Source organism: Streptomyces prasinopilosus (assembly GCF_001419695.1).
Lineage (GTDB): Bacteria > Actinomycetota > Actinomycetes > Streptomycetales > Streptomycetaceae > Streptomyces > Streptomyces prasinopilosus.
This window is the reverse complement of the sequence record NZ_LIRG01000905.1, coordinates 1-9,204: the sequence shown is the minus strand read 5'-3', so window position 1 is coordinate 9,204 and position 9,204 is coordinate 1. Positions and strand designations below refer to the sequence as shown.

Sequence of the window (9,204 nt, the reverse complement as noted above, 5' to 3'; positions counted from 1 at the left end):
CGGCCGCCCTGCTCGCCCGCACGCGGGCGAGCAGGGCGGCCGGATCGGGATCGGTCTGCAGGAACCGCAGCGCCAGCAGCCACCACTGCTCCAGCCGCTCCTTCCAGTTCCGCCCGCCCGGCATCTCGTCGGCCAGGGTGCAGAGCCCGAAGAACCCGCACACGAGCGTCACGGCCGCGGCCGACGGCTCGACCCCTTCCGCGAGGTCCCCCCTGGTGCGGGCCTGGGCGAGAAGCCGGGTGGCGGCCACCGACCAGGCGTCGAACGGCGTGGGGACGTCGGCCTCGATGGTGTGGCGTTCCGCCCAGAGCCGTGCGCCGGCACGCGCCACGACGTCCTCGTTGAGGGACCGCGCCACCTGGAAGCTGAGGCCGACCAGCTTCTCCAGCGGCGGGACGCCGGGGCTGGTGTAGCCGGCGGCGAGCTGCGGCCAGGTGGCGAACTGCTCGCGGACCACGGCGAGCGCCAGCTTCTCCTTGCTGGAGTAATGGAAATAGATCGCCCCGCTGGTTCTTCCCGAGTGATCGCTTATGTCATTGACACTCGTTCCCGCGTATCCCCGTTCGACGAAGAGATGCGCCGCCGATTCCAGCAGCACCCTGCGGGTTGCACGCGCCCTTTCCTGCACTCCGGTTCCACCTTCGCTCATATGTGCCGACGCTACGACGGAAAAATTCAGGCACCCCCGTGGAGGCGCATGCGCGGCGCGCGAAGATCTTATTATTCATGGGCCATGCGTGGGTACGGGGCGTCCCGCGCCCCGCGCCGCCCCGCTGAGAAGAAACGTTTCAGCTGAGGTGGGAAATGCGCCGCGGGCGGCGCCCCGGAATTCGTAAAGCGGCCGTTCACCAGGCGTGTCGACGGTCTTCCGGCTCCCCGGATTTTCCTCTTCTCCCCGCTCACGGAAGATCGGCGCCCCCGGGCCGGGACATTCCTTTACACCCGAATTAGTGATTGCGGACATCGCGGAAGCGAAATTAACGTAACGACCACGATGTTTTTGGGGATCGCCCGGAAACGGCTCCCCCCGCGTCCGTCCCGGCGCCCCGTCACGCCCGCACGACCGCGGCAGCCGTACGGCATCACCCGCCCCCACTCATGTCCGCGAGTGGATCACTTCCATCCCGACAGGCGCCTGCGTCCCGGCCCCGAACCGGCCGGCGCGGCCTCCGAGAAGGGCAGCCGCATGACAGCTCACCGCATCCTCTCCTGGTCCCCCTCCGCCATCGTCTTCGACTGCGACGGAACCCTGATGGACACGGAACAACACTGGCAGGAGGCCCGGAACATCACCTTCCGGTCCTACGACCTCACGCCGCCGCCCGGCTTCGCCGACCGGGCGAAGGGCATGCACTACACCGAGTGCGGCGCGCTCATGGCCGAGGAGACCGGCAAACCGGAACTCGTGGAGGACCTGACCGGCACCCTCCTCGACACCTTCACCGCGCTGGTCGACCAGGACCCCGTCACCATGCCGGGCGCCGCCGCGCTGGTCCGGCTGGCCGCCCGCCGCCTCCCCCTCGCCGTGGCGAGCAACTGCCCCCGCGAAGTGGTGGAGTCGTGCCTCGACCGGGCCGGGCTCCTCGGCTGCTTCGGCCACGTCGTGGTCGCCGGCGAGGACGTGCGGCCGAAACCGGAACCCGACGTCTACCGGGTGGCCGCCCGCCTCTGCGGGGTGCCGCCCGAGGAGGCACTGGCCGTGGAGGACTCCCTGACCGGCATGGAGTCGGCCCGCCGGGCGGGCCTGCGTGTCCTCGGCCTCGGGCCCCGCCCCCCGGGACAGGAGGCGGAGAAGGCCGACCTCTGGGTCCCGAGCCTCGCCGACGGCGAGCTCCTGACGTGGGCCCGCAGCCGGATCGGCGCGTAGGGCCCGGCCGGCGGACCGTGCCGGGGACACGGGGCCCGGCACGCCCCAGCCGGACGGAGAGCGCCGCTCGCTCCCGCCCCGACCCGCCGGACGGGCCCCGGGGGCCGCCGGGGGCAGGAGAAACGGTCAGCCACCGGACAGATGGGGCACCAGGGTGCGGACGGTCCCGCCCGCGGCGGCGAAGAGCAGCGCGACGCCCACCGCTCCGGGATCCGGGATGCCCGTCACCCGTTCGCCCAGGTAGCTCGCCCGGCCCCGGCGGGCCGTCAGGGACGCGGTGTCCCGCACCCCCTGCCACGCGCCGTCCGCCGCTGCCGCCAGAGCCGCCGCGGGCGGCGCGTCCCGAGCCTCCCGCAACGCGGCGGCGGCCGGGACCAGCGCGTCGACCAGCGTCTTGTCCCCGGGTTCCGCATCACCCACACGGCGGATGGCGGCCAGTCCCTGGGCGGTGCCCTCGGCGAGGGCACCCGACGTCAGGCCGGCGGCGGAACCGGCGGCGGCCCTGCTCAACGCCTGGAACAGCAGACCGAACAGAGGGCCGCTGGTCCCCCCGATCTCGTCGAGGAAGGCGGTGGCCACGGCGCCCAGCGCCTGCGCGGGACCGGCGGGACCCTCCGGCCGGTCGAGCCGGAGTCCGGCGGCCCGGACCCCGGCGGCCAGATTGGTCCCGAAGTCGCCGTCCCCCACCCGTTGGTCGAGCGCGGTCAGCTCGGCCTCGGTGGCGTACACCGACGCGGTGAAGCGACGCATCCAGTCCCGGGTCCGGGTGCTGTCGAAAGCGGCGGTCGTCATGATGCCGTCCTCCTCCTGTCGCGGCCGCCGGAAACCGGTCGGCGACCCGGCGGCCCGGCCGGTCATCCCCGCCACGCCGGGGTGCGGGCCGGCGCGTCGTAGAAGTCCAGCACCGTGCGGTCGGCGACCATCAGCGTCAGGGAGAAGCCCCGCATGTCGAGTGCCGTGACGTAGTTCCCGACGAGGTACCGGGCGAGCCGCACCCCCCGGACGTCGAGGACCCGGCCCAGCTCGCCGAAGACGCCGTACAGCTCCAGCGACGTGACCGAGCCCAGGCCGTTGACCAGGGCGACGAGCGGATCGTCGGGGGCGGGGCGCAGTGCGCCCAGCAGCGCGTCCGCCATGTCCTCCACCAGCACTCCCACCTGTTTCTGGCTGCGGGTGCGGTCGGCGCGTTCGCCGTGGATGCCGACGCCGTACTCCAGTTCGTCGTGCGGCAGCGCGAAGGCCTGCTCACCGGTGACCGGTGCGTGGTGGGCCGCGGACGCGACGGCGAGCGTCCGGCAGCGGCCCGCCACCGCGGTGCCCAGTTCCACCAGGGCGTCGAGGCCCATTCCGGTGTCCGCGGCACCGCCCAGGACCTTCTCCACCAGGACCGTGGCGCCCGTGCCGCGCCGCCCGGCGGCGATGTCCTCGGAGTCGGAGGCGAGGTCGTCGTCGACGAGGACCCGTCCACAGGCGATTCCCGCGTCGGCGAGCCGCTCGGCCGCGATGCCGAAGTTGATCCGGTCCCCCGTGTAGTTCTTCACGATGTGCAGCACGCCGTTCGGCCCCGCCACCGCGCGGGAGGCCCGGAAGATCTGCCGGTTGTGCGGAGAGGCGAAGATCCTCCCGGGGCAGGCGGCGTCGAGCATGCCCGCGCCGACGTATCCGACGTGCAGGGGCTCGTGCCCGGAACCACCGCCCGAGAGGAGCCCGACGGTCCGGGCCGGTGCGGGGTTCCGGGCGGTGACGTATCCGTCCGCGGGGGTGTACTCCACGAGGTCCGCGTGTGCGCGGGCGAACCCGGCCAGCGCATCGGGGACGAGTTCACCGGTGCCGCTCTCGAAGTACCTGGTCATGTGCGGCACTCCTTCCGTCCCCGGCGTCGAGGCCGGACCAGTCGGGCCTCCGGACGAGATCTCCATGGTGGGGGTGACCGGACGTGTACGGCAACTCGCGCAGGGTCCCGGCCGCGCCGTACCCCTCCCGCGCCCCGACGCGCCGGGGCCGGGAACGGCACGTCAGGCGGGGCCCGGGGGCGGTACGGCGCGGCCGGTTCCGGGTACGGCGTCCGGGTGGCCCGCGCCGCCGCGGCGGCGGATCGCGCCGGCGACGCCGCTCCCGCCGGGCAGCGCGGAGCCGGCCGCGTCGGCGAGGGCGTCGGCGTGCTCGCGGGTGGCCTCGCCCCGGACCGGGGTGAGGACGCTCACGCCTGCCGCAGCCTCCTCCAGACGGCCTTCGCGGCGTTGTGCCCGGACATGCCGTGGACGCCGGGTCCGGGCGGCGTGGCCGAGGAGCAGAGGAACACGTTCGGGTGCGGGGTGGAGTACGGGAACAGGGAGAGCTTGGGGCGCAGCAGGAGCTGGAGGCCGTCGGCGGCGCCGGAACCGATGTCGCCGCCGACGTAGTTGGCGTTGCGGGTGGCGAGTTCGGGCGGGCCCGCGGTGGCGCGGGCCAGGACGCGGTCGCGGAAGTCCGGGGCGAAGCGCTCCAGTTGGCGTTCCACGACGTCGGTCAGGTCGCCGGTCCAGCCGTTCGGGACATGGCCGTAGGCCCAGAAGACCTGCTTGCCGGCCGGCGCGCGGGTGGGGTCGACGATGCTGGGCTGCACGGTGATGAGGAACGGCCGGTCGGGGGCGCGGCCTTCCCGGGACGCGGCGCGCAGGGCGGCGCCGATCTCGGCGCTGTCCGCGCCGATCTGCACGGTGGTGGCCCTGCGGGCCTCCGGCGCGGTCCACGGCACCGGGCCGTCCAGCGCGTAGTCGATCTTGAAGACGCCGGGGCCGTAACGATAGCCCGCGTAGTGGTCGCCGAAGCCGGCGATGCGGGCGAGGGCCGTGGGCGAGGTGTCGAAGACGTACGCGCGGGCCGGCGGCAGGTCGTCGAGCCGCTTGACCTCGTAGTCGGTGTGGACGGCGGCACCGAGGTCGTGCAGGTGGCCGGCGAGGGCGTCCGAGACGGCCTGGGAGCCGCCGCGGGCGACGGGCCAGCCGCGGGCGTGCGCGGCGAGGGCGAAGACCAGGCCCACGGCGCCGGTGGCGAACCCGCCCAGCGGGGCCATCACATGGGCGACGAGTCCGGCGAACAGGGCCTTGGCCCGCTCGTCGTGGAAGCGGCGCATCAGCCAGGTGGAGGGCTGGAGTCCGGCGAGGCCGAAGCGGGCGAGGCCGAGCGGGTCGCGGGGCAGCGCGGTGAGCGGCAGGGACATGAAGTCGCGGACCAGGGTGTCCCATCGGGGCAGGAAGGGCTGGACCAGGCGCCGGTACGCCCCGGCGTCGCGCGGGCCGAAGGAGGCGGCCGTCTCGCCGACCGACCGGGACAGCACGGCCGCCGTGCCGTCGGGGAACGGATGGGCCATGGGCAGGTCAGCGTGCAGCCACTCCAGGCCGTAACGCTCCAGCGGAAGGGCCCGGAAGGCGGGCGAGTTGACGCCCAGCGGGTGGGCCGCGGAGCACGGGTCGTGCCGGAAGCCGGGCAGGGTCAGTTCCTCGGTGCGGGCACCGCCCCCGACGGTGCCCCTCGCCTCGAACAGCGCGACGGAGAAACCGCGCCGGGCCAGTTCCACGGCGGCGGTCAACCCGTTCGGCCCCGCACCCACCACGACCACGTCGAGCATCGACACCACCTTCGGAACTCCTTCGTCGGCCGACGGCGCCCGGAGGCGGCCGGGAGGATCGGGAGACCCAGGATATGCCGGGGCACCGGCGCCCTTGCGACCCCCGGGCGGCCTCCACCGCGTGACGCGGTGGCCGGGGCTCCCCCGTCCGGGGCGGACGTCCGGGGACGGCGCCCCGCCCGGGCACCCGGTGGGCGGTCCGTGCCGGAGCGGACTCGACGGCGGGGGCGTGTTGCACGGCGGGCCGTCCCCGGCCCCCGCCGCGGGCCGGAAGGCCGCGCCCGCACCTCACCGTCCCGGCCGGGGCGGCGGATCCAGGGGTCAGGCTCCGGCCGCCAGCAGTCCCGTCACCCGGCGGGCCGTGGCCTCGTCGCGGGCCGCGGTGAACGGGAGGTCGTTGCCGCCCGTGATGCGGAAGGGCTCGCCGGCCCGGGTCAGGTGGGCGCCGCCCGCCTCCTCGACGAGGAGCAGGCCCGCCGCGTGGTCCCAGGCGGCCTCCCAGCAGAAGGCGGTGGCGTCCGACTCGCCGCGGGCGACGGCCAGGTACTCCAGTCCGGCCGAGCCGCAGGCGCGGGGCGCCACGCCGTCCGTCCGCAGGCCGAGGAGGGAGCGCTTCTGGTCGTCCGTCATGAAGTCCGGGTGGGAGGTGGCCACGCGCAGGTCACGGCCGGGCTCCGGGGAACCGGCGTTCAGCCGCACCCCGTCGAGGAAGGCGCCCTGTCCCCGTACGGCGGTGGCGAGTTCTTCGCGGACCGGGGCGAACGTCCACGAGGCGTGGACGACTCCGCCGAGCGCGAGGGCGACCAGGGTGCAGAATCCGGTGTCGCCGTTCACGAACTGCCGGGTGCCGTCGACCGGGTCGACGATCCACACCGGCGCCCGGCCGCGTATCCCCTCGTACGACGCCGGGTTGGCGTGCACCGCCTCCTCGCCCACCACGACCGAGCCGGGCAGCAGGCCGCGGAGCGCCTCGGTGAGGTACAGCTCGGCCTGCCGGTCCGCGTCGGTCACCAGGTCGTGCGGGCCGGACTTGCGGTCGATCTCGTGGTCGGCGAGCCGGCGCCAGCGCGGCATGATCTCCTGTGCGGCGGCCTTGCGGACGGCTTCCTCCACGTCGACGGCGTGCCGGGCGAGAAACTCTTCGATGGTTTCGTTGTCCTCGATCATGTCCCCCATGAGAACATGCCCCACTGACAAACCCCACCCGTCCGGTGCACTCCCGGTGGTATCCCCATGAATATGGGCCCCCGGTCCGGGGGATATGGGTTCAGCGGCCCACCGCGTAGCCCTGCATGCCGCGCGGGTTCGCCGCCGCCGAGAGCACGCCCGTGGCCGGGTCCCGGGCGACCGCGCACAGCCTGCCCTCCGACCAGGGCCCGCCGACCGTGACCTCATGGCCCCGGCGCCGCAGCTCCCGCACCACCGCCGGGTCCGTCCGGGACTCCACGGTGACGCTGCCGGGGCGCGTGCCGCGCGGGTAGAAGGACCCGGGGAAGCTGTCGTGGTGCCAGTTCGGGGCGTCGATCGCGCCCTGCAGGTCGAGGCCGCCCCGTACCCGGCCGCGCAGCGCGACGGCGAGGAAGAAGTGCAGCTGCCACTGGTCCTGCTGGTCCCCGCCGGGCGTGCCGAACGCCATCACCGGCTCCCCGTCGCGCAGGGCGACGGACGGGGTGAGGGTGGTGCGGGGGCGGCGTCCCGGGGTGAGCGTGTTGGGCAGTCCGTCCTCCAGCCAGGTCATCTGGAGCCGGGTGCCGAGGGGGAAGCCTAGTTCGGGCACGACCGGGTTGGACTGGAGCCAGCCGCCGCTCGGGGTGGCCGCGACCATGTTGCCCCAGCGGTCGACGACGTCCAGGTGGCAGGTGTCGCCGCGGGTGGCCCCGTCGCCGGAGACCTCCGGTTCGCCCGGCACGGGGGACGCGGGGTGCTTGGCGACCGTCGGCTCGCCGGCGCCCGGTACGGCGGCGCCCCTCCCCCGGGGCCCCGCCCCGGGCGGCCCGGCCGTCCCGGCCGCCGCCGCGCGCGCCCGCGCGCTCAGCCGCGGGGTGCGCCCGCCGGGGCTGCCGGGCCGCAGCACGTGCGAGGCCCGGGGGCCCACTTCGGTGCGCCGCTCGGCGTTGTACCCGTCCGACAGCAGGTCGTCGAGCGGCACCTCGGCCGCGTCCCCGTACCAGGCCTCCCGGTCCGCCATGGCCAGTTTGCTGCCCTCGATCAGCAGGTGCGCGTAGTCGGCGGAGCCGTAGGGGGGCAGGTCCGGCGGGAGCAGGGCGAGCTGCTGGAGCAGGACGGGGCCCTGGCTCCAGGGGCCGGCCTTGCACACGGTCCAGCCGTTCCAGTCGTACGTCGCCGGGGTCTCGTACGTCGCCGACCAGCCGGCGAGGTCGGCGGCGGTCAGCGTGCCGGTGCGGTGCTCGCCGCTGGTGTCCAGGGTGGGCCGTCCGGCCTGCCGGACCAGTGCCTCGGCGATGAAGCCGGTGCGCCACACCTCCCGCGCGGCGTCGATCTGCGCCTCCCGGTCACCGGCGCCGGCAACCTCGGCCAGCAGGCGCCGCCAGGTGGCGGCGAGGGCGGGGTTGCGCAGCAGCTCGCCGGGACGGGGCGCCCTGCCGCCGGGCAGGTACACCCGCGCCGAGGAGGTCCACTCCGTCTCGAACAGCTCCCGTACGGTCTCGACGGTCCCGCCGACGTTCTCCACGGGCGCGTGCCCGTGCTCGGCGTATCCGACGGCGTACCGGAGGACGTCGGCGAGGGAGCGGGTGCCGTGGTCGCGCAGCAGGAGCATCCAGGCGTCGAAGGCGCCGGGCACGGCGGCGGCGAGCGGTCCGGTGCCCGGGACGAGGTCCAGGCCGAGCGCCCGGTAGCGGGCGGCGCTCGCCCCGGCCGGGGCGACGCCCTGACCGCACAGCACCCGCACCTCGCCGCCGGCGGGCGCGAGCAGGATGGGCACCTCGCCGGCCGGTCCGTTGAGGTGCGGCTCGACGACGTGCAGCACGAAGGCGCCCGCCACGGCCGCGTCGTACGCGTTGCCCCCGCCCTCGAGGACGGCCATGGCCGACTGGGACGCCAGCCAGTGCGTGGACGACACCATGCCGAAGGTGCCCTGGAGGGTGGGGCGGGTGGTGAACCGCATCTCTCACCTCGGTGTGTGCGTGCCGGCGGACCCCGCTCATCCTTCCCTGCCCCGCCGGGGGGAACGCGGCCGGGGTAGGGCCGTCCCGGGTGTCCGCGGCGCCCGCGGGAGGCCGTGCCCGGCCCGCCGGCGGCGTCCGCGCGGGGACGGCCGGGGCCCGGGGAGGCCCCCGGGAGGACGTGAAGAAACCGGGGGGGAATCGCGACGACATCGTGGTCGGTAAACTGAGGGCGGCCCAAGGCGGCGCGTCCCCGCGAAGCGGACCCGTCGGCCCGGAGCCGTCGCTCCATGGCCGGTCAGGTACGCAGGGAAACGGGAATGACGTGAACAGACTTGCCGCCGTCGAGCGTGCCCTGCGGACGGCGCCCCCGCACGCACTGGTGGACATCGTCACGGTGGCCCTCACCGAGCAGTACGGCGCCGCGCGCGTCGAACTGCGCATGGCCGACTACGCGATGAGCTCGCTGCAGGTGGTCGAACCCGTTCCCCTCACGACGGAGCCGGTCACGATCCACGGCAGCCCCCAGGGCCGCGCCTTCGGGTCCCAGGAACCGCACGTGGTCCCCGATCCCCGCGGACGGGAGGTGGACGTCCACCTCC

8 protein-coding genes and 1 pseudogene are annotated in these 9,204 nt (G+C 74.9%); 2 read left to right on the top strand and 7 right to left on the bottom strand.

Annotated elements, in window-relative coordinates:
- The coding region (locus AOK18_RS28315) for a ScbR family autoregulator-binding transcription factor (protein ID WP_055696170.1) at window positions 1–598 on the bottom strand (598 nt) is incomplete at its 3' end.
- 588 nt (window positions 599–1,186) lie between these two features.
- Here AOK18_RS28315 and AOK18_RS28310 point away from each other — a divergent pair.
- The gene (locus AOK18_RS28310; protein ID WP_055570834.1) at window positions 1,187–1,867 is read left to right on the top strand and encodes an HAD family hydrolase; all 681 of its coding nucleotides are present in this window, start codon (window positions 1,187–1,189) and stop codon (window positions 1,865–1,867) included.
- 126 nt (window positions 1,868–1,993) lie between these two features.
- Here AOK18_RS28310 and dhaL read toward each other — a convergent pair whose 3' ends face one another.
- From dhaL to AOK18_RS28280, 6 genes are all read right to left on the bottom strand, one after another.
- Window positions 1,994–2,659 carry a dihydroxyacetone kinase subunit DhaL gene (dhaL, locus tag AOK18_RS28305; RefSeq protein WP_055696169.1) on the bottom strand — a complete coding sequence of 222 codons (666 nt, stop codon included), beginning with the start codon at window positions 2,657–2,659 and terminating at the stop codon, window positions 1,994–1,996.
- A 62-nt stretch (window positions 2,660–2,721) separates the two neighbouring features.
- Window positions 2,722–3,720, bottom strand: a complete 999-nt coding sequence (locus tag AOK18_RS28300; protein ID WP_055570830.1) for a dihydroxyacetone kinase subunit DhaK — start codon at window positions 3,718–3,720, stop codon at window positions 2,722–2,724.
- Window positions 3,721–3,882: 162 nt separating this feature from the next.
- The gene (locus AOK18_RS28295; RefSeq protein ID WP_055696167.1) at window positions 3,883–4,071 is read right to left on the bottom strand and encodes a macro domain-containing protein; all 189 of its coding nucleotides are present in this window, start codon (window positions 4,069–4,071) and stop codon (window positions 3,883–3,885) included.
- Window positions 4,068–5,477 (bottom strand): phytoene desaturase family protein, encoded by a 1,410-nt coding sequence (locus tag AOK18_RS28290; RefSeq protein ID WP_055696168.1) that lies wholly within the window; start codon window positions 5,475–5,477, stop codon window positions 4,068–4,070. The genes AOK18_RS28295 and AOK18_RS28290 overlap by 4 nt, the downstream gene beginning before the upstream one ends.
- A 321-nt stretch (window positions 5,478–5,798) precedes the next feature.
- Window positions 5,799–6,644: an inositol monophosphatase family protein gene (locus AOK18_RS28285; RefSeq protein WP_055570831.1), complete on the bottom strand. Its 846-nt coding sequence runs from the start codon at window positions 6,642–6,644 to the stop codon at window positions 5,799–5,801.
- Window positions 6,645–6,744: 100 nt separating this feature from the next.
- A complete protein-coding gene (locus AOK18_RS28280) occupies window positions 6,745–8,604 on the bottom strand; it encodes a gamma-glutamyltransferase family protein (protein WP_055696166.1) in 1,860 nt (619 codons plus the stop codon).
- A 323-nt stretch (window positions 8,605–8,927) separates the two neighbouring features.
- Here AOK18_RS28280 and AOK18_RS28275 point away from each other — a divergent pair.
- Window positions 8,928–9,204: pseudogene (locus AOK18_RS28275) on the top strand (phosphatase); the annotation flags it as partial.